The sequence below is a fragment of the Occallatibacter sp. genome, assembly GCF_035317045.1.
In the GTDB taxonomy this organism is placed as follows: domain Bacteria; phylum Acidobacteriota; class Terriglobia; order Terriglobales; family Acidobacteriaceae; genus Telmatobacter.
The window spans coordinates 39,419-61,440 of record NZ_DATHHT010000027.1 but is presented as its reverse complement, the minus strand read 5'-3'; the positions used below and the strand labels follow the sequence as shown (position 1 = coordinate 61,440).

Annotated in this window: 19 protein-coding genes; 14 read left to right on the top strand and 5 right to left on the bottom strand. The window is 58.2% G+C overall.

What is annotated here, in order from left to right:
- Nucleotides 1-792: 792 nt before the first annotated feature.
- The 4 genes from VK574_RS13325 to VK574_RS13310 are packed head-to-tail and all read left to right on the top strand — an operon-like array spanning nt 793 to nt 5,291.
- Nucleotides 793-3,669 carry a sensor histidine kinase gene (locus tag VK574_RS13325; protein ID WP_472800333.1) on the top strand — a complete coding sequence of 959 codons (2,877 nt, stop codon included), beginning with the start codon at nt 793-795 and terminating at the stop codon, nt 3,667-3,669.
- Nucleotides 3,666-4,322, top strand: coding sequence for a response regulator (locus VK574_RS13320; protein ID WP_472800332.1), 657 nt, complete (start codon nt 3,666-3,668; stop codon nt 4,320-4,322). The genes VK574_RS13325 and VK574_RS13320 overlap by 4 nt, the downstream gene beginning before the upstream one ends.
- An 11-nt stretch (nt 4,323-4,333) precedes the next feature.
- Nucleotides 4,334-4,846: a hypothetical protein gene (locus VK574_RS13315; RefSeq protein ID WP_472800331.1), complete on the top strand. Its 513-nt coding sequence runs from the start codon at nt 4,334-4,336 to the stop codon at nt 4,844-4,846.
- Nucleotides 4,847-4,892: 46 nt separating this feature from the next.
- Nucleotides 4,893-5,291, top strand: coding sequence for a DUF805 domain-containing protein (locus tag VK574_RS13310; RefSeq protein ID WP_472800330.1), 399 nt, complete (start codon nt 4,893-4,895; stop codon nt 5,289-5,291).
- A gap of 98 nt (nt 5,292-5,389) precedes the next feature.
- Here VK574_RS13310 and VK574_RS13305 read toward each other — a convergent pair whose 3' ends face one another.
- The 5 genes from VK574_RS13305 to VK574_RS13285 form a co-directional block, all read right to left on the bottom strand.
- Complete coding sequence (locus tag VK574_RS13305; protein ID WP_472800329.1) at nt 5,390-6,796, bottom strand: cytochrome ubiquinol oxidase subunit I; 1,407 nt, start codon at nt 6,794-6,796, stop codon at nt 5,390-5,392.
- Between the two features lie 85 nt (nt 6,797-6,881).
- On the bottom strand, nt 6,882-7,253 hold the full coding sequence (locus tag VK574_RS13300) for a four helix bundle protein (RefSeq protein WP_472800401.1): 372 nt from the start codon (nt 7,251-7,253) through the stop codon (nt 6,882-6,884).
- Nucleotides 7,254-7,314: 61 nt separating this feature from the next.
- Entirely contained in the window at nt 7,315-8,403 is a 1,089-nt protein-coding gene (locus VK574_RS13295) for a cytochrome b (protein WP_472800328.1), read from the bottom strand.
- 18 nt (nt 8,404-8,421) lie between these two features.
- On the bottom strand, nt 8,422-8,913 hold the full coding sequence (locus VK574_RS13290) for a QcrA and Rieske domain-containing protein (protein WP_472800327.1): 492 nt from the start codon (nt 8,911-8,913) through the stop codon (nt 8,422-8,424).
- Nucleotides 8,914-10,026: a hypothetical protein gene (locus VK574_RS13285; protein WP_472800326.1), complete on the bottom strand. Its 1,113-nt coding sequence runs from the start codon at nt 10,024-10,026 to the stop codon at nt 8,914-8,916.
- Nucleotides 10,027-10,305: 279 nt separating this feature from the next.
- On the opposite strand from VK574_RS13285, the gene VK574_RS13280 reads away from it, so the two are divergent.
- The 10 genes from VK574_RS13280 (at nt 10,306) to VK574_RS13235 (ending at nt 21,953) form a co-directional block, all read left to right on the top strand.
- Nucleotides 10,306-10,797: an RrF2 family transcriptional regulator gene (locus tag VK574_RS13280; protein WP_472800325.1), complete on the top strand. Its 492-nt coding sequence runs from the start codon at nt 10,306-10,308 to the stop codon at nt 10,795-10,797.
- A 117-nt stretch (nt 10,798-10,914) separates the two neighbouring features.
- Nucleotides 10,915-11,517, top strand: a complete 603-nt coding sequence (locus VK574_RS13275; protein WP_472800324.1) for a hypothetical protein — start codon at nt 10,915-10,917, stop codon at nt 11,515-11,517.
- A gap of 67 nt (nt 11,518-11,584) precedes the next feature.
- The gene (locus tag VK574_RS13270; protein WP_472800323.1) at nt 11,585-13,417 is read left to right on the top strand and encodes a CRTAC1 family protein; all 1,833 of its coding nucleotides are present in this window, start codon (nt 11,585-11,587) and stop codon (nt 13,415-13,417) included.
- 206 nt (nt 13,418-13,623) lie between these two features.
- The gene (locus VK574_RS13265) at nt 13,624-14,262 is read left to right on the top strand and encodes a L,D-transpeptidase (protein WP_472800322.1); all 639 of its coding nucleotides are present in this window, start codon (nt 13,624-13,626) and stop codon (nt 14,260-14,262) included.
- A 12-nt stretch (nt 14,263-14,274) separates the two neighbouring features.
- Nucleotides 14,275-14,490, top strand: a complete 216-nt coding sequence (locus VK574_RS13260) for a hypothetical protein (RefSeq protein ID WP_472800321.1) — start codon at nt 14,275-14,277, stop codon at nt 14,488-14,490.
- Nucleotides 14,487-15,830, top strand: a complete 1,344-nt coding sequence (locus VK574_RS13255) for a prohibitin family protein (RefSeq protein ID WP_472800320.1) — start codon at nt 14,487-14,489, stop codon at nt 15,828-15,830. The genes VK574_RS13260 and VK574_RS13255 overlap by 4 nt, the downstream gene beginning before the upstream one ends.
- A 358-nt stretch (nt 15,831-16,188) precedes the next feature.
- Nucleotides 16,189-17,454 (top strand): hypothetical protein, encoded by a 1,266-nt coding sequence (locus VK574_RS13250; protein WP_472800319.1) that lies wholly within the window; start codon nt 16,189-16,191, stop codon nt 17,452-17,454.
- Nucleotides 17,455-17,485: 31 nt separating this feature from the next.
- A complete protein-coding gene (locus tag VK574_RS13245; protein WP_472800318.1) occupies nt 17,486-18,775 on the top strand; it encodes an ABC transporter substrate-binding protein in 1,290 nt (429 codons plus the stop codon).
- A complete protein-coding gene (locus tag VK574_RS13240; protein ID WP_472800317.1) occupies nt 18,772-20,580 on the top strand; it encodes a sensor histidine kinase in 1,809 nt (602 codons plus the stop codon). The genes VK574_RS13245 and VK574_RS13240 overlap by 4 nt, the downstream gene beginning before the upstream one ends.
- Nucleotides 20,577-21,953: a sigma-54-dependent transcriptional regulator gene (locus tag VK574_RS13235; RefSeq protein ID WP_472800316.1), complete on the top strand. Its 1,377-nt coding sequence runs from the start codon at nt 20,577-20,579 to the stop codon at nt 21,951-21,953. Before VK574_RS13240 ends, VK574_RS13235 begins: the two co-directional genes overlap by 4 nt.
- Nucleotides 21,954-22,022: the final 69 nt, after the last annotated feature.

The window sequence follows — 22,022 nt, the reverse complement described above, 5'->3', positions numbered from 1 at the left end:
TAGGGACTTATGGCCCGTTTCACAGGTTCACCACGCCTTTTCGGAAGGGGAGGATTTGTAGTTAGGCCTATTCCATTTTCGCTTAACATTCCGCGCCCTTTTCAAAGCCGAAGTTCTCTCATCAATTTGAGGATTTACCGCACAGATTCAGCTTAGACGAACCGGCGAAATAACCTGCAAATTAGCGAGGAGAGTTTGGCGTTTGTTATGAATGGGTTAGGTGGAAATGTTGAGATCGGGGGCTTGACGTGGTGTTGGGATGAGCCCCTTAGGAGAGATTGGGAAAGCCATGTTTGCGATTCGGCGCCATTTGCTTGAAGGACGGGTTGATGGCAATGCGATTAAGAAAAGCAACTGCGGGATCCTCCACTCCCGTTGGTCGGTCGGAATGACAGGGCTTGTGCGTGGGATGGTGGCTTTGTGCGTGGGATATTCGCGATCATTGGGCCATACAAAAAGGAAAGGGCGGCGCCGGTTTCGGCCCGCCCTTTAAATTCTGAATACCAGAGATGTACAAGTAAATTTCAGGAGGCAATGTCAGAGTAACGAGATTCTGGTCGGGCGTCTTGCGTCATTCGGACGATGATCGGCTCCACCATTGGGTGGAGGTATTTCCAGTACCAGCACAATGAATCAAAAGGGCTTCCGCGGATCGGGCGCTCTGGGCTGATAATCGGTGTAATGCCCCCGTTCGGTCACGCTTTTCGTCTGGATTTGGATTAATACATCTTGTTGCGCATCGAAACGAACCCGATTGCACAAGGCCCCGCATGCCGCCGGGGGTGTACCGCGGTGGGACTGGCACGCGCGACTGCATCATTTTCCTGCTGTCTCGTGGTCATTCTTCTCGCGTGCGTCGAATGGGCTCCAGCCCTGGAGCCGACCACCCCGCTGGCGAACTACGTTCGCCAAACATGGGTGATGGAGAACGGGCTGCCGCAAAACACGGTGCAGGCTCTTGCGCAGACACGGGACGGCTTCGTCTGGCTGGGGACGGAGGTGGGGCTTGTTCGGTTCGACGGCAATGCCTTCGTGGTGTTCGACCAGAATTCCAAACCGGCGCTTCCCGGCAATGACATCCAGTGCCTTCTGGCCACAGACGACGGCGCTCTTTGGATCGGCACCAGCGATGGGCTTGCGCGATTCCAGAACGGGTTGGCCACTACCTTTACGACTGAGAACGGTTTGCCCGGCAACTCCATCCGAGCCCTCCGGCAAGGACGGGAAGACACCGTCTATGTCTCAACCCAAAACGGCAGCGTCGAGATCAAGGGTTCCCGGGTTACGCCGCTCTTGACTGACTGGAATGACGGGCCGCACCCGCTGTTTCACTTCCAGTTGACCAACAAAGCCGATGTGTCCGTCCATACGACCGCGGTCTACATTGTCGAGAAGGATCATCCGCAGCGGACGCTCGTCGTCGGAAAGGACATTCCGGGTACGCGCATCCAGGCGGCATACGCCGACCACGAAGGCGGATTATGGATCGGAACCAACGGCGGCCTGGTCCGATGGGTTGCGGACAAGATCGACCGTTTCCCGGTGACCGATTCGCTAGCTTCGGCATCCATCCTCTCGGTCCTTGAAGATCACGAAGGAAATCTATGGGTAGGCACTGAAACGGGCGGGCTGCACATCCTGCGCGATGAACGCTTTCGTACATTCGGAATGCGCGACGGCCTGTCCTCCGATGCCACAACAACCATCGTCGAGGACAACGCCGGAACGCTTTGGGTGGGAACGAGCGGAAATGGACTTGGCGCCATCTCCCGCAATGGAGCTTTCATCACGCGAGTGAAAACCCTTCAAGTGAAGGACGGTCTTTCGAGCGATGTAATTCTTTCTCTCGCAGCGGCGCCAAATGGAGATCTGTGGGTGGGCACTCCTGACGGCTTGAATCGCATTCGCAAAGGGGTCGTCACTTCGTTTACAAGTGCCGATGGCCTTCCTGACGACTTCGTCCGTTCCCTGCTGGTAGATGCGGATGGCTCGCTGTGGATCGGGACACGACGTGGCCTTGCACACTGGGTCGCAGGCGGCGCGCACATTGATACCTTCACCCAGGCAACCGGTCTCGGCAGTGACCTTGTTGGCGCCATGGCGCGCGATATCCATGGCAACCTGTGGGTGGCGACGCTTGCCGGCCTCTCGCACCTCCAAGGTGCTCCCCAACCCACCATCTCCAATTTCACGTCGGCAAACGGCCTTTCAAGCAACGTGATCACCGCACTGTTGTCGCGCAGTGATGGGACTCTGCTGATCGGCACTCAGGGCGATGGATGGAACATCTGGGACGGGCACGGCTTTTCATCGGTAGAAAAGTCCGGTTTGAATCGCACGACCATTCACGCAATTCTGGACGATGAGCACGGTCACTTATGGTTCGCCACCGAAAATGGGATCGCGCGCTGCGACTGCGAGATGGCTGGCGGCTGCTCGCATTGGATGGAGTTTGGCCCTGCCGACGGCTTGCGCGGGCGCGCAATGGCTACGAACAGCCACCCCTCCGCCTGGCGCACGCGCGACGGGTGGCTCTGGTTTGCAACGCCGAAAGGACTGGTTGCAGCCGACCCTGCCCATTTTCCCGTAAATACCGTGCCGCCACCTGTGGCCATGGTGCGTTTTGCCGCCGACGACGTGGACGAGCCATTGCATGGAGAGGACTCTTTAAAGGTTCAGGCAGGACATAATCACTTCCAGTTCGATTACGCAGGCCTCAGCTACACCGCTCCGCAAAAAGTTCGTTATCGCTACATGCTTGAGGGCTTCGATCACCAGTGGACAGAAGCCGGCGCGCGGCGCTCTGCGTACTACACCAACATTCCGCCCGGCAATTACACCTTTCGCGTTCAGGCGTCGAATAACGACGGCGTCTGGAATACGGAAGGCGCTGCATTCGCATTCACGTTGCGGCCGCATTTCTACCAGACAATTTGGTTCTATATTTTGCTGGCCGCGCTGGCGGCGGGAGTCGTCGTTCTGCTGTTGCGTCTGCGATTGCTGCGCGCCGAGCGGGAATTCCGCGCAGTTCTGGCCGAACGCAACCGCATTGCACGCGAGGTTCACGACACGCTGGCGCAAGGTTATGTTGGAGTATCGGTTCAGCTCGAGGTGCTGTCAGAGCTTCTCCGGAACAACAACACAGCAGACGCCATCAAGCACCTCGATACGACCCGCCAACACGTTCGTGAGGGCCTTGCCGAAGCACGCCAGTCCATCTGGGCCCTCCGTTCCCAAGACAGCGGCGAAAATACGCTGCCGGTGAAGCTGCGTCGCGCCACCGAACTGGCCAATGGTCGTGGCGTTGAGGCAACGTTCAGCCTCTACGGTGCCTACCGGCCTATGCCGCCTGGAATGGAGCGGGAATTCCTGCGCGTGGGCCAGGAAGCCATCCATAATGTGAAGAAGCATGCCGGCGCAACCCATCTCTCTGTTCAGCTTGAATACGGTACGACAGACATTGCACTTGAGGTGCGCGACGATGGCCGGGGATTTGAAATGAGTGCCGGGTACATGCCGCCGCCGGGTCATTTCGGGCTGACTGGAATGCGCGAGCGCGCAGACGCGATTGGCGGCACGCTCGAAGTGACGAGTGAGTTGGGATTAGGCACAACAGTGCGGCTGCAAGTGATGACGCCGAAAGAAGTGCAGGAAAGGTCGGGGGAATGATGGCGGCACAGGAGAACATACGCGTTCTGGTGGTGGAAGACCATCACGTGGTGCGGCAGGGTCTGGTGGCACTTCTGAATGTGGTGAATGGAATTGAAGTGGTAGGTGAGGCAGCCGACGGCGTCGAGGCCATCGCACAATTCAGAAAGTGCCAGCCCCATGTCACCCTGATCGATCTGCGCATGCCACGCCTTTCGGGTGTCGAGGTCATCCAGCGCATCCGCATGGAGACGCCACAGGCGCGATTCATCGTGCTCACCACCTACGACGGCGACGAAGACATTTTTCGTGCGCTGCAGGCCGGCGCCCGCGCTTACCTGCTGAAGGGCATGACGACCGACGATCTAGTCTCGACTATTCGCACCGTGCATGCGGGCCGCTCACACATTCCTCCTGCTATTGCTCAGAGGCTGGCCGAACGCGTCGGCACGGAAGAGCTGACTCCTCGCGAGTTCGATGTCCTGGAGCAGATCGTGCGCGGGCGAAGTAACAAGGAAATCGCAACCGAATTGGTCATTTCCGAAGCCACGGTCAAGACCCACATCAACAGCCTGCTGGGCAAACTGGGGGTGACCGACCGAACCCAGGCCGCGACTGCCGCGATCCAGCGCGGCATCGTTCCCCTTGAGTCTCTGCGAAAACCAAAGCCATGAACAAGGTGATCATGAAACGAATTCTTCTTCTTGCTTTTCTTGTTGCATCCGTTCCGAACCTTGCACACGCGCAGAAATCCACATGGCATCAGGCGACGGATGCGGAATTGGCAACGCTGTTGCCAGCGCGCGCTCCCGTTATTAAGGAACACATTGAAACCGAGATGCGCACGGCTAGCGGCATTGTGGATGGCCGCGGACACTATATTGCGGGAGTGGTCTTAATTACCGCGGGATATAGCGCCGAGGGCAAGTACTCGCACTTTCTCGTGGTGCAGTCGCTCATTCGGCTCGGCGGCGTGGACCTCAAGCCCGGCGAGTATGTGTTTGGCTACACGCACGAGGGTGAGATCCTGAAGGTGCATTTCAACGAAGCAGCAACAGGTGCGCTGGTCGGAACGACCGATGCACACCTCATGCCAACGATTAAGGGGGTGACCGAGATTCACATCTGGCCACCGGCGACCCGGGCCTTCGTTCAGATTGGGCGCTTCGGCATCCCCTATGAGCTGGGCGAGAAGTAACGCGGGGAGCTAAGCATCCAACGGTCCGACAAGAATGGAGGAGGGCATGGCGTGGTACCTATTGGCATGGCAAAGGGCAACAGATTTCAGCGGCAGATCGCGGCGCACCGAGTATTGGATGTTTCAGCTGTTTAACTTTCTCGCCGCTGTCTTACTGGGTTCGCTGGCTTTTGGGTACGGCGCGCTCTTTGGCGAAAAGGATGGCTTCAATATGTTTGCCATGTGCATGGGAGTATTCGGGGTTATCAGCTTTATTCCGGCGCTGGCAATTACGATCCGGCGGCTGCACGACATAGGCAGAAGCGGCTGGTGGTATCTTATCGCTTTCGTTCCGTTGATCGGCGGTCTGATTCTGATCGTGTTTACGCTGCTCGACAGCGATCCCGATAGAAATGAATATGGCCCCAATCCCAAGGTCCCCGGACATGCCAATGTTGTGATTTGATCCATTTGGGAACGCGCTGGTATTGCAAGATTGTCAATCAGGCTGAACAGCGAAGGCCCGCGCCCTGCGGGCCTTCGCTATCAGTGGACAGGGAACCATTATTTCCGCGCGGTGAGCACCGGCTTTTGTGCAGCAGGCGATGGCGGGTTCACTTGCGCATTGAGAAAATCGGAAAGATCGTTCACATCCTGATCGGTTCCAACCATGGGCGGCATGAATTTGCGGTAGGGCGAATCATGCTTGGGATCGGTGTCATGGAGCATGACGATGAAGTTGTGAATGTTGGCGCGATCGCGTCCCTCGAGCAGATGAGCCAGCGGCCGATAGCCTCGCAGCGTGTGGCATGAGCCGCACTCACCGCGGAAGATTGCCTCGCCTCGCGAATAGCTCGAGGCCGATCCGTTCCAAACCCAGTTCGATTCGGCCAGATAGCCTTGGGAATTGATCCTGCCTGCATACGGCACGCGCACTCCGTTTGAATACATCCACCGCCCGATGACGTAAGGCTTGCGGAGCATCTCGCGCGAGTACTCTCCCGCGCCCGTCGCCATCAGCGCCAGAACCAGCACAGCGATGGCGTGGGCCAGGTTGAACTCCTTCGGATTGCGGTACGCCAAAAAGTACGCGACCCAGATGATCGTAGCCGAAGTGACGATGATGATCAGCGCCATGCGCGTCACTGTCGAGAACGTGCCGGAGTTGATGGTGTCGATACCAAGGGTGAGCAACGCGCGCTGCGAAGCCGGAACCATCGCGTAGTACCAGATCATCAGGAATGGCATTGCCACGAAGGATGGCACCAGCCACTTCACACTCCACCGAACCTTGCTCGTTTTAAGCTCGGGATGCTTGTCGCCGTTGATGCAGCTCGCTGTGATCAGTGCCCAGACCCCCGCCAGCGATGCGCAGACGCATGTACGTAGTAACAGGCTCGGCCAGTACGTCGGGTTGAAAAACGCGTTCCAGAATTTGCTCGCTTCGTGTCCCGTTCCCGCAACCCCGATCCAGGTGTCGCCTGGCGTCAACATGAATGACAAAATGCCGTTAATGATGATCAGCGTAAAGACAGAAGCGACGGCATAGACCCAACCCACTTTTAGGTGCAGCTTTTCAGGGACGCGATTCCACGTGTAGTAATAGACCGCGATGGTGGTCAGCTCAACCATGAAGAAGACCCACTCCAGCGCCCAGCCAAATACGAAGTTGTGAATCAGCGTGCTGGTTGCTTCAGGATGCGTCAGTCCGATTGCAAACCAGATGCCAACACCCGAAACGGTTCCGAACACCGCGGTGAGAACGAGGAAAAACTTCGAATGGCCTGCAAGCTGCCTTAACCACTCGGCGCGCAGTGCAGGATCCGTCATGCGCAGCGCTTTGCGCTCGGCCATGGGCAGATAGAATCCGCCACCTACCGCGAACTGAGAAATCATGACGTGGAAGATGGCGATCAGCCCGATCACCCAACCCGACCCTAAATGCGGAATGTCCCAGAATGGATAGTTCATCTTTGCTCCAGTGTGAAGAGTGAACAGTGCGCAGTGCGCAGTGGACAGTGGACAGTGGACAGTGAACGTGAGCAGTTGCTCTTGTTCAGACCCTGAGCTTTCCTAAAATTGCGAAGATCATTCTTCCGATCTCGTGCGAGAGACCCTCAGCATCATTAATGAGCTTTAGATCTCCCAACCCGAGTCTTCGGGCAATCTCCAGCTGTGTTTGCAATTCACAATTCGATCCGCGGGCGATACCGAGAAATTGTTTGAATTCCCGCGTATTCAATCTGCCTTGTCCTTCAGCTATATTGCTGGGCACGGAGACTGCACACCTTCTAAGCTGGCTTGTGAGCCCATATGCCTCTTCGCGTGGGAAGGTCGCGGTGAGTTTGTAAATGAGGACAGTCAGTTCCATCGACCTTTGCCAAACCTGCAAGTCGCGGAACGATCGCACTCTCGGAGTCGATATCATTTCATTCACTGTTCCAACTCACTGTCCACTGTCCACTGTTCACTGTTCACTGTTCACTGCCCTACCGAATCGTCCAATAGCCAATTGCTGTCGTGGCCAGGAGCGCGAAGACTGCGATCAGGCCAAAATAGTGAGCGGCGCGCCCGCGTTTCCCTGAGTCGCGGCTCGTGTCATAAAACGGAATCAGCACCCACAGCGCAATGCCGATGGTGAACAGCAGAATACCTGCGATCTCTCCGGGCTCACCCTGCAGCCACTTCACCATGCCGAGCAACTTCAGCATTTCGAAGGGGCTCATGAAGTACCACTCGGGATGAATGCCCATCGGCGCAGGCGCAAGTGAGTCGAATTGCCTCCCAAGCTGCCATGGAAACACCGAAGCCAGCAGCGCCAGAATGTTCAGCGAGATAAGCCACATCGCCAGATCCTTGCGCAGGAAGTTCGGCATAAACGGCATTGTCTTGCGATCGCGCAGCGGCTTCGCTTCTTCGCTTGGCGGCGCAGCGTTGCCATGTTTCTGCACCAGCCACAAATGAAAGCCAAGCAGCGGCAGGAACAAGGCAGGCAGCACCACGACGTGCAGAGCGAAGAAGCGTTGCACCGTGAATTCGCTCACATCCGGTCCGCCGCGCAGCATGCTTGCGATCGCCGGCCCGATAAACGGGATCGCTGCAGGAATTTGCAAACCTACCTTGGTCGCAAAGTAGCTGAGCTCATCCATCGGCAGCAGATAGCCGGAAAATCCAAACACCGACGCGATCCCAAGCAGGCCCATGCCGCTCAGCCAGCCAAACTCGCGCGGCTTGCGATAGGCCTTCATGAAGTAGACCGAGAACATGTGGACGAGGATCGAGAACATCATCAGGTTCGCCGACCATGCATGTGCCGAACGGATCAGCCAGCCAAAGTGCATCACATACGTGATCTGCCGGACCGATTCAAACGATTCGTCGCCGGGCCTGTAGTAAACCAGCAGCAGAACGCCGGTGAAGCACTGCACCAGGAAAAGAAAGAGCGAAATGCCACCCCAGTAGTACCAAAACGATTGGGCGTGCACCGGAACGGTCTTCTTGCGCGCAAATACGGCGAGTTCCGAAAGGCCTAGGCGCTCATCAACCCAGTCGTATATAGAAGCAGTCTTTGTAGTCATGCCTGATTTCCTCTTGCGTTATGCGCGCGACACTTCAACGGCGTTTTCACCGACAGCAACTTTGAACTTCGTAAGCGGCTTTGGCGGAGGTCCGCTCACATTCGCGCCGGTGTATGGGTTGTAAACACCGCCATGGCATGCGCAGTGAATGCGATCGGCCTGCGGCTCGTACTGCACCGTGCAGCCCAGGTGCGTGCACACCGCGGAGAGCGAAGCCCACGTTCCATCAGCGTGATGAATCAGCATCGCCGGCGATGTGCCGAACTTGAACATCAGCACCGAGCCCGCCGGCAGCTTCTGCGCATCCTTCAGCGAGACTTCCTTCACCGCCGTCGCGCTTGAGGCCATTTCCTCAGGCGAAGCAAGGTAACGATAAATGGGATATGCCAGCGCAGCCGTGTAACAAAGCCCCGCCGCTCCAGCAGCCACCAGGAAGGCGCGGCGCGTGGACTTGTCGGCTTCCTCGCCGGGCTTGATTGTTGGTTCTTCCAGAACGATATGCGTACTCATTTACGCCGCTCCTTCCATCGGCTTTTGCGCGCGTGCCACAACCGAAATCAGCCACCCAACTACGCCGAGCCCGCCCACAAACAGAACGAGGAACAGGCCGACAACTCCCCAATTGGTCACCACCGTCCTGTTCCACACATCGAAGCCCTTCGCCAGTAGCGAGAGATCGCGCACCGCGTCGCGATAGATCACCAGCGTGAGTTCAATCAGGAGCGCCAGCGTGGCTGCGACCCAGCCGAGCCAGTTCGCTCCGACCTTTCCAAATCCAGCGAAAGCCGCGGCGAGAACCGCAATTAACACCAGCGCCATCCAGCCATATCCGGCAAACGAAACGAAGTGATACAGCGGATGCGTCGTCAGTCCCTGTTTCACCGCATCCGGCTGCACGCGTTCCGCCCAGATTCCCGCAGCCAGGTAAACAAGCCCGAATGCCGCTGCCAGTTTTCCGCCCAGCCCGGCGACAAAACGTTTCTCATTCGGAGTGAACGTGCTGCGCCCCGCGAGATAAACCAGCCACAGTCCGCCGATAAACAATCCGCCGGTCATCATCAGCAACCAGCGCGGCGTCAAAGTCGGATCGCCCGTAGGCAGATACGCTCCCAGGGCTGACGCCGAATACATGTCGCGCCACACCTCGGGCCGCAACATCAGCGTCATATTGGTCGAAAGCATGCGCGCGATATACCCGGATAGCAGCCAAGCCGACAGACCCACCCACCACGCCGACTTCCCTGCCTCCAGCCGCGCGCTGAACTGATACAGCAGCCAGTAGGTCAGAGTGAGCACCGCGATGATCGAAATCCAGTACACGCCGATCAGCACGCTGGATGTATAAAGCGCGCGCCCGTAGAGAACCTGCGCGAACAACAGCGGCGGCACGCCCAGGTTGATCACATACGTCATCACCACGGTCAGCCGCTTCGCCAGTGCCCGCGCCGTAACTGAAGCATGCGGCGAATTGCGGAACATGCTGAGCAGAACCGCGATCAGCAGCCCGCCCAGCAACATCTCCACCGCAACGAAGTGCAGTGCCAGCGTCACGATATGCAGCAGCTTGATCAGCCATATCGGTGCCGGCAAGGGAATGGGATCTACAATGGGAAACGATTGCATGAGGTCCTTAGAAACCCCTTTCACGGTTCGAGCACGGTACGACCAAGGAGAAAATCCCTTCCGAGCGTCTGCAGGAGCGGGTGTGGGCCAGCAGTTCGCGAAGCATTTTGGACTGCTTTTCTCCAATTGATTTTGAAAAGACAGAATTAGCTAAATGGCTTCTAAGGGTCTGTGACGGTCGATACATTCGCCGGTGACGCACTCGGCTACTCTGCTCTCAACTCGCTGCGAATTGGACTCTAGCGGTCCGGATGGCCATTTGGAGTCGAGAGCACGCCCATGAAAACAATCCCACCAGACGATCCTGCGATCGAAAGATGCAACTCCTCGATGCAGCTGACCCGCGCCGCCGACTATGCCGTGCGTGTCATGATCCAGCTCGCGACCATGCCTCCAGCGAAGCGAACCTTGCTCCCCGACCTGGCCAAGGCCACCGCAACTCCTGAGAGTTTTCTCTCGAAGGTCATGCAGGCTCTCGCGCGTGCGGGGCTGATCTCTTCGAAGCGCGGCAAGCTCGGCGGCTTCGCCATTCTGCCTCGCGGCCGCGAAGCCACCATGCGCGAAGTGATCGAAGCCATCGACGGCCCCATTTGTCTCAACGTCTGTCTCAATGGCGGCAAGGATTGCGAACGTAAATCCTGGTGCCCAGCGCACCCGGTATGGGCACGCGCCCAGCGCGCCATGATCGACGTGCTGATGAGCGTAACGGTCTCCGCCATGGCATCCAGAATCCCGCCCAGCCAGGATCCAGAGGGACTAGAAAAGTCCTGACCGACCTGAACTAATCGTCCCTGACGATTCGCCAGTTATTGGCGATTTCGTTTACCGCGCCCGACGCAACGGCCATCTGACCTCATTTTCCGCATCCAACTATTTGAGGTGGAAGAGATGCGTGAACGAATCGTTGCGGTGCTCGTGTTTACCGGGCTCCTTGTATGGGCGGCTGGATGCAAAAAGCAGATTGACACGGCAGAATTCAAATCCGCGATCAACAACTCTTTCGCAGGCCGCCACGAGTGTGTCTGGCCCGAACCAACCAAACTGCCCGCCGAGGCCGACACATCCAAGGACGAAAAGACCCGCGACTACGACGCGCTACTTGATGCCGGCCTCCTCGTCCGCGGAACAGCGGAGAAGAAGCGCTTTCTGGTCGGCTCCAAACAGGTCAATCAATACGACCTCTCCGACAAAGGGCACAGCGCGTGGACTCCCGACCCCAACCAGCCGGGTTACGGCAACTTCTGCTTCGGCCACTTCAACGTTACGGCCATCGACAGCGCCGTTCCGAACGACCCTTCGAACCCCACGCAATATACCGTCAATTACCGCTACGAGGTTGAAGGCATTCCCGGCTGGGCCAGTACCCCCGAAACCATGAGAACCTTCCCCAAGATCGCAGCCGACGCATCCGTACAGGCTGGCACCGGCACCCTGATCAAAGGCACCGGCGAAGGCTGGGCAGTCGCACCTCCTTCACAATCCGCGCAATAGCCAATGAGGCAGGCTCTCCTCCGTTCGGTTGAGAGACTGCCTCACGCACGCCCCGTATACTTTTCCCATGTTTCCGGTGAAGCGCGCGTTAAGTCTTTCGGCCTTGGTCGCGGCGGGTCTGTCCGCAACGGGCTACGCACAAACTGCAAATCCGCCTGCAGCACAGCAAAAACCCGCCGACGCTACGCAAGCGGGGGATACGAGCTCGCCGCACCAGATCCAGCTGGACGACCAGCACCGCGTGATCACCGCTGGCGGATTTGTTAAATCGGGGCCTGTGATCTTCGGGGACGTCTCAGAAAAAGCCGGCCTGACCAAGTGGACCTACAAGATGGGTACGCCCGCCAAGGACTACATCATCGAGACCAAGGGATCTGGCGTTTGCCTCATTGACTACGACAACGATGGCTGGCTCGACATCTATGTTGTCAACGGCTCGACCGTCGACGCGCTCAGCGGTAGGGAAGCGCCGCCGCATGCCGGTCTTTTTCACAATAATCATGACGGCACTTTCACAGACGTGAGCGAAAAGGCGGGTGTCACCAACGGCCGCTGGGGGTTCGGTTGCGCTGTGGCCGACTACGATAACGACGGCTGGCCGGATCTCTACGTCTCCAACTTCGGGAAGAATCGCCTCTACCACAACAACCACAATGGAACGTTCACCGACGTTGCCGAGAAAGCGGGCGTAACGCTCGGCAACTGGTCCACGGGCGTTACATGGGGAGACTATGACGGCGACGGAAGACTGGATCTTTTTGTGGCGGGGTATCTGCATTGGGACTGGAACAATCCTCCAGCCAAGGGCGGGGAAGGCGGCTCCAGCAATTCCTTTTGCACATTTCGTGGCGAAGCCACAGCCTGCGGTCCACGGGGCTTGAAGGGCGAACCCGACCATCTCTTCCACAACAACGGGGATGGTACTTTCACCGACGTAAGCGATAAAGCCGGCGTTGCAGACAAGCCAGGTTACTACGGTCTCGGTGCGGTGTTTGTCGACATTAACAATGATGGCAAGCCCGACCTGCTCGTCGGGAACGATTCAACGCCGAACTACCTCTATCTGAATAAAGGCGATGGCACCTTTGAAGACGTGAGTTACGCTTCAGGCTACGCGCTCAACGAGGCAGGGCGTGAAACCGCGTCGATGGGCATCGCGGTCGGCGACTTTGAGAACAATGGCATGCTTGACGTCTTCAACACTACGTTTTCTGACGACTACAAGCCGCTCTATCGCAACGAGGGTGATGCCAACTTCACCGACATCAGTTATCACATCGGGCTCGGCGAGGTCACCGTCCCTTTCCTCAGCTGGGGCGATGCGTTCATGGACTATGACAACGACGGCTGGAAGGACCTGTTGATGTCGGACGGGCACGTTTACCCGCAGGCTGATAAGTACAACTGGGGAACAAGCTGGAAGCAGCGCCCCATGCTCTTCCACAACCTGCAGGGCAAGAGCTTTGAGAATGTTCCTGCTGTCGAGGGTACAGGCCTTGCCGACGTGATCGCCGGTCGCGGCATGGCTGTGGGCGACTTATTCAACGACGGCAAGATCGATGCCGTGATCAGCGTGATGGACAGCCACCCGGTGCTGCTGCGCAACGTGAGCGGCGACCACAATCACTGGATTGAGTTGAAGCTAACTGGCGGACCGAAGAGCCCGCGCGACGCGGTCGGTACAACCGTCTATCTCACTGCCAACGGAATGAAGCAGCGCGAAGCCGTGATCAGCGGCGGCAGCTATCTTTCCTCGAATGATCCCCGCCCGCATTTTGGACTTGGCCCGGCCACCAGGATCGACGACATCGAGATCCACTGGCCTGACGGCAAGGTCGAGCATGTCACCGTGCCCGGCATCGATCGCATCGTCACCATCAGCGAGGGCAGCGGCAAGTAAGCCTAGTCCAACTCTTGACTCGTTGCGCGGATCAGCGCTCCTGCTGAACGTGTCAGCCGGGACACGGTCGTGTTTCCTGAGACACGCACCCCCATCCTTCATTCCTCGTTAAATCCTTTGCTTTCTGCATCGTGTGTTTGGTACTCATCCTGCAATCTCTCACGGCGTTGGCAAATGAGAGATCGATGGGGGACGCGATGAACGGAATGAGCAAATGGGCGATGGTGGCGAGCATGGCGGCGGTTCTGGGAGTTCAGGCGATGGGTCAGCAGGCAGCCCCAGTTCAGACAACTCCCGTTCAGGCGACGCCTGTTGCGAAGCGGGTGATCGTGGTGAGCCTGGAAGACAAGAAGCTGGCGCTGGTGGAAGACGGCCAGGTGAAGAAGGTCTATACCGTCGCGGTTGGCAAACCCTCGACACCGAGTCCAACTGGACAATTCACCATCGCCCGTCGCGTCAAGAATCCAACCTATTCGCACGATGGCAAGACCGTTCTGCCGGGGCCGGGAAATCCGGTGGGGACGCGCTGGATGGGGTTGAACATCAAGGGCTACGGAATCCACGGGACCAATGAACCGAAGTCGATCGGCAAGGCAGCTTCCCACGGCTGCATCCGGATGGCCAAGAAAGATCTGGAAGAGATGTACGAGATGGTCAGCGTGGGCGACTCCGTAGAACTGGTTGGGGAGCGCAATGAAGAGACAGCGCAGTTGTTCGGTGGCGAGCAGAAGCCAGTGGTTGCCGGCGAGCAGGAACCCATGGTGATAGCGAGCCTGGGGTCGGCCGCGACGACAACAACGACGGAAGCAACCGCCGAGGGCGTTGCAGTTACAGGAAATTGGTAAGGAAGGTCGGCGATGAATCTTCTGGGGGAAGCCATGAGCGGGTTGGGGGCAGCGTTGCTGCCTGTGGCAGCTGCGCTGCTGTTTGAGGAGTTGACTTTTGGCGGGCTGGTCCGGCTGTTGCTTGCTCCATGGCCGGGAGCTGGAAAACACGGGGCACGCGGTGGAGGATCATCGTCGCTGGCGTGCGGACGGAAAGAGCACAAGCACGGATTTGGAGGCGGGGAATGATCGCGTTGAAGATGTTGCTGACGGTTGCGGGAGTGCTGCTGATGGCTGCCGCTGTAGGGATTCCGCTGTATGGGCTGTGGCTGCGCATCCGGTATGCGCAGAAGAGGAAAGCAAACAATGGCGAGTTGTTCCTTGAATCAGGCGTGGTGGAACCCGAGCCAGCCCCGATTGCGTGGCGCGGGCCTGTGGCACTGGCGCTGGTTGGGTGCCTGCCGCTGCTGGTCGCGAACAGCATGGTGGTGGTGCCGAGTGGAATGGGCGGCGTGCGCATCAGCCAGATCGGCGGGACGGAGCCGGGGACTCTGTACCCGGGGTTACACTTTGTTACGCCGCTGGTAGAAAGCGTGCAGATGTTTGACTTGCGGGATCATCTCTTCACGGCCGGGATTGTGGATGCCGGAAAGCCGGGTATTAAGAACGAGATGACGGTGCAATCGCGCGAAGGGCTGATCATCGGACTGGCCGTCACAGTGCGGTACAGGCTCGATCCCAATAAGCTCGCAAGCGTACAGGCGCATCTGGAGCAGCCGGCAGACAAGGAACTGGTGCCTCCGGTGGTGGCAAGTGCCTGGCGCCAATTGGCGCCCTCGTACACGGTGCGCGAAATCTTCGCGACGAAGCGTGAAGAAGTGCGGAATGCCGCGGCGGGAATCATCACGAAGAAGTTGGCAGCAGACGGCATCGTGGTGGAAGAAGTGATGCTGGCCGACATCCAGTTGCCTGAACAGTATGCCAAGGGGCTAGAGGGGCTTCTGTTGAAGGAACAACAGGACGATCAGATGGCGGTGGATACTGACATCCAGCAAAAGCAGGTGCGGATCGCCGAGCTGGAAGCCGAGGCAGAGGCGAAGCAGAAGGAGAAGCAGGCCGAGGGCGATGCGCAATCAAAGGTAATCGAGGCCAAAGGCGAGGCGGATGCCATGCAGTACACGCTACCGCTGAAGCAGAAGCAGATTGAGCAAAGCAAACTGGAGGCCGAAGCACGCAAGGAAGCAACAATCCAGAATGCCCAAGCCGACGCAGAAGCCAAGGTGATCGACAGCAAGGCAGAGTTGCAGCGGCGCAATCTGCTGGCGGATGCAGAAGCCAGCCGCATCAAGCTGATTGCGGCGGCCAATGCGGAGCGAATGACGAGCGAGGCGGCACTCCTGAACAAGTCTCCTTTGTTGATCAACAAGATCGTGGCAGAGCGGCTGTCAGACAAGATCCAGGTAATGATGGTGCCTTCTGACGGGAAGTTCTTCTTCGCGAATGACGTCTTCAAGGGGATGGCGAGCGCACCGGTAGTAAAGCAGGAGATGGATTCGGAGTCGGAGCCCGAGCCAAAGAGCGGGCATTGAGAGCCGAGGGGTGGCGCACAACGAGGAGGCGCGGGGAAGGCTGCGCCTCCTCGATTACGTGTGGCGATTACGTGTGGCGCAGCAGGCAAACCGCGGTTAACGGACGTGATACGCCGCAAACGATATAATCCGCGCAAAGCTCTTGGCATAAATCTGGAAGTGTAAAAAGCAGATTCTTCGCTCACCACCCCGAACTGAAAAGCGTTCGGGGCCCCGTTCGCTCAGAATGACACTTTCAAGTTTTATGGACTGACACTTCCAAGTTTTATTGAGAACTTCAGGGACCGGATACTGGTAGAGAAACGATAAGTATTGTGAAGTTCACGGACCGGACACTGGTAGAGAAATGATGAGGGCGATGAGGCTGATCCGGGCAATGGCACTGGGGTTGTTGGGATTGGCCGGCTTGGCGGCATGCCGGGCACAGGCTGTGCCGACGCCGAGCCGATGGTCGCAACCAGCAGCGGACCTTTCGACACAGATCGCGGACATCCTTGGTCCGGGGCAGGCCCAGGTGACTATTCGCAATCTATCCACCATACCGCCGAGCGAGATTCCTTCGGTTCGAAAGCTGATTGAACAGGATTTGAAGGCACACGGCGTTCTTGCCTCGGGTGCGGAGAGCGCTAATTCAATCCGAATAACCCTCAGCGAGAATGCGCGCGAGCGAATATGGGTAGCCGAAGTTGTGGAGGGAAGCGAAACACATGTCGCGATGGTGCATGTGGATGTCTCGATGGCTTCTGTATCGACCGCCGACGCGCGGATGGTGCTGCGCAGCGAGAGGATTGCCGGGCTCTCAATTCGAATCGGCGGATTAGTTCGGAACGACCCAATTTTGGCTGCCGCTGAGATCAATGGGCACTTCCTGGTGATCTATCCGGATCGGATCTCGATCTTCTCTTCGGCCGCAGGTGTTTGGACAGAAGCAAACACAATCATGATGGAAAGGCAGCTTTCGCGCGATCCTCGCACGGTATTGGCAGCAAATGCGGATGGCGGTTTGTTCACAGCCTATATGCCGGGGACGCAGTGCATTGGAAACTATTCCCTTCCCATGGCTGGACCAAGCGCGGATAGTGGCTGGTCTGTTCGTTGTCATGCCAGTGATGATCCGTGGCCGGTTTATCAGAGCGGCGATGCTAGCAGCGCGACACCGTTGAAGGCGTTCTATAACTCCGCTCGCGATTTTTTTACCGGGATCGTTACGCCTGGCATTGGGGTCGATCTGCCGCCGTTTTACATGGCGGTAATGATTCCGCGTGCGGCGGGGGGAGCGGCGTTGCTGATATCCAGCATCGACGGCAATGTGCAACTTATCGAGAACGGCGCCATGCGCTCCGTCGCGGGAACTCGAGATTGGGGCAGCGACTTTGCGGTGGTGCGCTCGGGCTGCGGGGCGGGTACACAAATAATTGCTTCGAGTTCCGGGGAAGCCGAAAACGACAGCCTCCGCGCATTTGAGATTCCTGCTCTTGAAGCTCTTCCCGCGAGCGGCCCTCTGACGCTGGATGGAACCGTGACCGCACTTTGGACCGCACAGGATGGAAAAAGCGCGTTTGCGGTGGTACGCAGTGCGACGGCCGAATACGAGGTGGACCGTGTTACGGCGCTTTGCAATTAGTGCTCTGCTTTTAGCGGGAGCTTTGACGGCGATGGCGCGTACGCGCCCGCACTATGGCGGCACGCTCCGGGTGGAGACAGCGGGCGACCCCTGGCAGCACCCTGACGGAATCGCGCGAAGGCTGGTGTACGACGGGCTAACGCAGTTGGATTCAGACGGCGCATTGCGACCGGCTCTCGCATTGACTTGGGAATCAGACGGTAACAATCATCGCTGGCAGTTTCGGCTTCGCTCCGGCGTGCATTTTCATGACGGCTCGCCTCTCACATCGGCTGTCGTTGTGGCATCGTTGACCACTTCCTGCAGCTCGGAATGCCCGTGGACCGCCGTAAAGGCTGTCGGTCCGCTCGTGGTATTCACAAGCGACTCGCCGATGCCGAATTTACCAGCGCTGCTGGCGGGGAATGCTTTTCTGATTGGATCTGGGCCAATGGGAGACGGCAACCCGACGACAAGGCAAGGCACGGGGCCATTTCAGGTGACGGGATTCAACAATGGCGTGCTGACATTAGCTGCCAATGAAAATTGCTGGCAGGGGCGGCCGTTTGTGGATGCGGTGGAGATTCGTGTACACCGGCCAGTGCGTGAGCAGTGGCTGGACCTTGGCGTGGGGCGTGCGGATGTCGTGGAAGTTCCAGCCGAGCAGTTGCGGCAAGCGCAACAGCAGCGGCTCAGCGTGTTGACTTCGCCGCCTCTCGTCCTCGTTGCACTGCAAGTTGCCGATTCCGGAACTTTGGCAAATGTGAAATTGCGCGAAGCCATTGCGGCAGCGGTCGACCGCAGCGCGCTCTACAACGTCATATTCCAAAAGCAGGGTGAAATAACGGCGAGCCTCCTGCCCCAGCGTCTGACGGGGTATTCTTTTCTGTTTCCTGCCGGCAGGGATATGAACAAAGCCCAGGAACTCCGTGGAGGGCTGACGAGTGGCCCACTGACCCTGGCCACAGAAAGCGACGGTGCGATGCAACTGGCAGCGCAGAGAATTGCGCTTAACCTTCGCGAGGTGGGATTCAATGTGCAGATGGCGCCTGCAGGTGCAAATTATGCGGATTTGATTCTGCGCAAACTGCAATTCACGGGTATTGATCGGGCTGCATCCCTTGAGCAGGTTATGCGCAGCGCCGGCGAATCAGGCCCGGTGACTGAAGCTACTCCCATGGCGCTTTTCAAAGTTGAACAGATGTATCTGGGCGAAAAGAAACTCATTCCCCTTCTCGATTTGCCGTTAGCGTGTGCAAGGGGGTCTCGGGTGCGCGATCTGCATTTGCGCGCGGATGGCACACCCGATCTGGCAGATGCTTCCCTGGAGGATGTACGGTGAGCCTGCGGCAGAAGTTGCTGTTGCTATTTTCGCTCACGGTAGCCGCAGCGGTTGCAGCCGTGGCGTGGACGGTGCTTGTGCGCATCCGACAAGTGTTTGAAAAGCGCGATCAAGAAGAAACTGCCCTTTTCGTCAGCCAGTTTCAACGCGAATTTCAGCATCGGTCAGCGGATGTTGCGGCCGCCGTCGATCGCATTGCAGTTCAGGAACACGTGCGCAGCATGGCGTTTGAGCTGGTGCAATCGAATGATGCCTCACCTTACCTGCATGAAGCGCAAGTATTGGCGCAGGATGCGCGACTGGACTTCCTCGAAATAGTTGGCCCCGACGGCAATATTGTGAGTTCGGCGCAGTGGCCGGCGCGGTTCGGGTATCCGGAACCCGCTGCCAATGAAGCCTCGCAGACCCCATTCTTGAAACGCGAGGAAATGCAGGATGGCACCTCCGTGCTTGGCTTATTAGCTGTGCGCGCGATTCGTGGGGCGGAGCCTGCGGTGAAGCTGGTAGGTGGCAGGCGGCTCGATCAGACCTTTCTTGCCGATTTGCCGGTTGCGCCTGGAATGCAGTTGGGGCTCTATAGCGATGCGGGCGCCATGAACGATGTCGGAGCAAGCGTGAACCGGGGAAGTGCAATGGGTTTTGATCCGAAGCGGCTAGTCAGTGCGAGCGGAGATCTTCCGGGTGCCGTTCATTATGCCTGGCTGATCGATCAGGCACGCAAAAGCGGCCAGCAGGCGAGCGGGATTCTTTACCTGACGACTCGGCGCGAAGACAGCGTAAGTGCAACGGCAATTCCACTGAAAGACACGGCCGGAAATGTTCTTGCAGTGCTGACGGTGGCAATTTCGCGCAGTGGCCTGGTTGCCGAGCAACAGCAGATTCGCGCGATCGCCTACGGTGTGGCAAGCGGTGGCATCCTGCTCGCAATTGTCTTCAGCCTCTGGATTGCGGCGCGTGTGTCGAGGCCGGTGGAAGAACTGGCTCGTGCCGCAGAAGAGGTCGCGGGCGGACGCTGGGATGCGCGAGTGCCTGTGCGGGGACGAGACGAGGTGGGAGTGCTCGCACGCAGCTTCAATCACATGACAGAGCAGCTGGAAAACCAACGCGAGAGGCTGGTGCAGAGCGAGCGTGTAGCCGCGTGGCGCGAACTTGCGCGAAGGCTGGCGCACGAGCTCAAAAACCCGTTGTTTCCACTGCAGTTGACGGTGGAGAACCTGGTGAGAGCGCGGCAGTTGCCGGCGGCGGAGTTCGATGAAGTGTTCAACGAGAGTACACAGACGCTGAGCGTGGAGATCGCAAATCTCAAGAAGATCATCGGGCGATTCAGCGACTTCAGCAAGATGCCGAAACCGGAGCTTGAACGGATCGACGCACGTGATCTGGTGGCGCGCATTCGAGCGCTCTATGGAACCACGAGTGGGGACGGACCGGTAATTCGCCTCGAGACCGTTGTTGATGATCGGCCAATGCCCCTGATGGCTGACCCGGAGATGCTGCATCGCGCGCTTTCAAATCTTGTCCTGAACGCGAAAGATGCGATGCCGGACGGAGGCACCGTCACCGTCTCAGCTCGTTCGAGGGATGAAGCAGTCGAAATCCGCGTGGCTGACACTGGCCAGGGCCTTACGCCGGAAGAGTGCCAGCGGCTCTTCACGCCGTACTACACAACGAAGCAGCACGGAACGGGACTGGGACTGGCAATTGTGCAATCGGTGATCGCCGACCATGCAGGTACCATATCGGTGGAGAGTTGCGAAGGAAAGGGTGCGAAATTTGTGATCACACTGCCGAGGGCTGAAGGATGAGCGCGAAGATCCTGATCGTCGACGATGAAGCCAACACCCTGGCATCGCTTTCACGTGCCTTCCGGCTGGCGGGGCATGAGGCGGTGGTGTGTGACAACGCAGCGCGTGCGCTGGAACTCGCGCAGGCCCAGCCATTCGACCTGATTCTGAGCGACGTGGTCATGCCAAGGCGCGATGGGCTTTCACTGCTCGAAGACTTGAGAAATGCCGGGATCGGAACACCGGTCGTCATGATGAGCGGACAAGCTCATATCGAGATGGCGGTGCGTGCCACGCGGCTGGGCGCGCTCGATTTTCTGGAGAAGCCGCTGACGACCGAGAAACTGCTCGTCACGGTCGAAAACGCAATGAAGCTCACGCGCCTTGAAACGGAGAATCGCGATCTGCGCACGCGGGTCGGCAAACACACTATGGTGTGGACCGGGGAAACGATGCGGCGCGTGATGACGCAGATTGAACGAGTGGCCGCGAGCGAGTCAAGGGTGTGCATCTATGGCGAAACCGGTACAGGCAAGGAACTGGTGGCGCGTACGCTGCACGAGAAGAGCCAACGGGCAGCGGGCCCTTTCGTGACGCTGAATTGCGCCGCAGTGCCGGCAGAACTCATCGAGAGCGAGTTGTTCGGTCACGAAAAGGGGTCGTTCACGGGCGCGGCGCAACGGCACAGCGGCAAATTCGAACAGGCACATCGAGGGACCCTGTTTCTCGATGAGATTGGCGATATGCCCGTTGCAATGCAGGCGAAACTGCTGCGCGTGCTGGAAGAAGGCGAGATCGAACGCATCGGCTCTGACAAGCCTACGAAGGTGGACGTGCGCGTTGTTGTCGCGACACATCGCAATCTTGAACAGCTGGTAGAAAGCGGCGGATTCCGGCGGGATTTGTATCATCGTGTCGTCGTTTTTCCTGTGACACTGCCGCCGTTACGCGCGCGATGCGAGGACTTGCCTGCACTTGTTGAACATTTTGCGCGCCAGGTGAGCGCACAAAACGGATGGAAGCCAGTGCCGTTCAGCGCGGAAGCGATTGAAGAATTGAAGCAATACGGATGGCCTGGAAATATTCGAGAACTGCGGAACGTTGTGGAGCGATTGCTTCTGCTTGCCAACAGCGAAGTGAATGCGGAGGATGTACGCCTGGCGCTGCCTGCGACGCGCGCCATCGGGTCGGAGTGGACGGTCGCAGACCCAGGGACGGGAACGCTGTCGCAGCGCGTGCTCGCTTTCGAACGGGGAGCCGTGCTCGCAGAGCTCGAACGGCACGGCCGGCATATCACCCAGACTGCCAAGGCTCTTGGCTTGGAGCGCAGTCATCTTTACAAGAAATGTGCGCAGCTGGGAATCGTTCTACAGAACTTGCCGGAACGAGAATAGTTCCAGGTCGCCTGCCTTCTCGAAATCAATTCCCTTCAACAGCCTTCATTCCGTCGGCATCTAACGGGT

Bases quoted from the DNA above. Each gene is read 5' to 3' on its own strand.
- VK574_RS13270 (WP_472800323.1), top strand. From the start codon at position 11,585: ATGTTTCCGGTGAAGCGCGCGTTAAGTCTTTCGGCCTTGGTCGCGGCG.
- VK574_RS13295 (WP_472800328.1), bottom strand. From the start codon at position 8,403: ATGACTACAAAGACTGCTTCTATATACGACTGGGTTGATGAGCGCCTA.
- VK574_RS13235 (WP_472800316.1), top strand. From the start codon at position 20,577: ATGAGCGCGAAGATCCTGATCGTCGACGATGAAGCCAACACCCTGGCA.
- VK574_RS13275 (WP_472800324.1), top strand. From the start codon at position 10,915: ATGCGTGAACGAATCGTTGCGGTGCTCGTGTTTACCGGGCTCCTTGTA.
- VK574_RS13310 (WP_472800330.1), top strand. From the start codon at position 4,893: ATGGCGTGGTACCTATTGGCATGGCAAAGGGCAACAGATTTCAGCGGC.
- VK574_RS13315 (WP_472800331.1), top strand. From the start codon at position 4,334: ATGAAACGAATTCTTCTTCTTGCTTTTCTTGTTGCATCCGTTCCGAAC.
- VK574_RS13300 (WP_472800401.1), bottom strand. From the start codon at position 7,253: ATGATATCGACTCCGAGAGTGCGATCGTTCCGCGACTTGCAGGTTTGG.
- VK574_RS13265 (WP_472800322.1), top strand. From the start codon at position 13,624: ATGAGCAAATGGGCGATGGTGGCGAGCATGGCGGCGGTTCTGGGAGTT.
- VK574_RS13320 (WP_472800332.1), top strand. From the start codon at position 3,666: ATGATGGCGGCACAGGAGAACATACGCGTTCTGGTGGTGGAAGACCAT.
- VK574_RS13280 (WP_472800325.1), top strand. From the start codon at position 10,306: ATGAAAACAATCCCACCAGACGATCCTGCGATCGAAAGATGCAACTCC.
- VK574_RS13250 (WP_472800319.1), top strand. From the start codon at position 16,189: ATGAGGCTGATCCGGGCAATGGCACTGGGGTTGTTGGGATTGGCCGGC.
- VK574_RS13255 (WP_472800320.1), top strand. From the start codon at position 14,487: ATGATCGCGTTGAAGATGTTGCTGACGGTTGCGGGAGTGCTGCTGATG.
- VK574_RS13285 (WP_472800326.1), bottom strand. From the start codon at position 10,026: ATGCAATCGTTTCCCATTGTAGATCCCATTCCCTTGCCGGCACCGATA.
- VK574_RS13245 (WP_472800318.1), top strand. From the start codon at position 17,486: ATGGCGCGTACGCGCCCGCACTATGGCGGCACGCTCCGGGTGGAGACA.
- VK574_RS13260 (WP_472800321.1), top strand. From the start codon at position 14,275: ATGAATCTTCTGGGGGAAGCCATGAGCGGGTTGGGGGCAGCGTTGCTG.
- VK574_RS13305 (WP_472800329.1), bottom strand. From the start codon at position 6,796: ATGAACTATCCATTCTGGGACATTCCGCATTTAGGGTCGGGTTGGGTG.
- VK574_RS13290 (WP_472800327.1), bottom strand. From the start codon at position 8,913: ATGAGTACGCATATCGTTCTGGAAGAACCAACAATCAAGCCCGGCGAG.